The following is a 410-nucleotide window of genomic DNA, read 5'->3' on the forward strand; positions in this document are numbered from 1 at the left end:
GCGGAGATGTCTTCGAGGTTGATGCCGGCGAAGCCGGGGGCGATGGCCTTGACGATCTCGACGATGGCGTCGGAGTCCTGGGTGTCCAGGCAGATCGGCCAGGCGTCGATGCCGGCGAAGCGCTTGAAGAGCGCGGCCTTGCCCTCCATGACGGGCAGGGCGGCCTTGGGGCCGATGTTGCCCAGGCCCAGCACGGCGGAGCCGTCGGTGACCACGGCGACGCTGTTGCGCTTGATGGTCAGGCGGCGGGCGTCCTCGGGGTTCTCGGCGATGGCCATGCACACCCGGGCCACACCGGGGGTGTAGACCATGGAGAGGTCGTCACGGTTGCGGATCGGGTGCTTGGACGCCATCTCGATCTTGCCACCGAGGTGCATCAGGAACGTACGGTCCGAGACCTTCCCCAGGAC

General features: G+C 67.8%; 1 pseudogene. It reads right to left on the bottom strand.

Features of this window, described 5'->3' with window-relative positions:
- Window positions 1–410 (bottom strand): annotated as a pseudogene (locus NQU55_RS36255) (NAD-dependent malic enzyme); the annotation flags it as partial.

It is taken from the genome of Streptomyces telluris (genome assembly GCF_024519335.1).
Lineage (GTDB): Bacteria > Actinomycetota > Actinomycetes > Streptomycetales > Streptomycetaceae > Streptomyces > Streptomyces telluris.